Raw genomic sequence first — 246 nt, 5'->3', positions numbered from 1 at the left:
CAACATCGCTAGTACACAAAGCAAGCTCCGTGCTCTATAAAATCAATAGGAGGAAGGTGATCCTATGGGCAACCACCGCGCCGACCGCGAGGAATTAAACCGGTTAATTGAGGAATACCAACAGATTATGGCGGAGTACATGGATAGCGTATTTCGTGCAAACTCCTTCCGTATAGGCGCACAAGAACTATTGGCAAATAGAGGCTTTTCCCCTCCACACATTGCGGTAGTAGAAGAAGGCGACAT

1 protein-coding gene is annotated in these 246 nt (G+C 47.6%); it reads left to right on the top strand.

The window, feature by feature from the left end; all coding sequences use genetic code 11:
- Positions 1-64 precede the first annotated feature (64 nt).
- A partial coding sequence (locus tag CHH91_RS18840; protein ID WP_141234236.1) for a hypothetical protein occupies positions 65-246 on the top strand: 182 nt, incomplete at its 3' end.

This window comes from Virgibacillus sp. 7505, assembly GCF_002272135.1.
Classification (GTDB): domain Bacteria; phylum Bacillota; class Bacilli; order Bacillales; family Amphibacillaceae; genus Terribacillus.
Note: the sequence above shows the minus strand (reverse complement) of the source record. Positions and strands in the feature narration are given on the sequence as shown.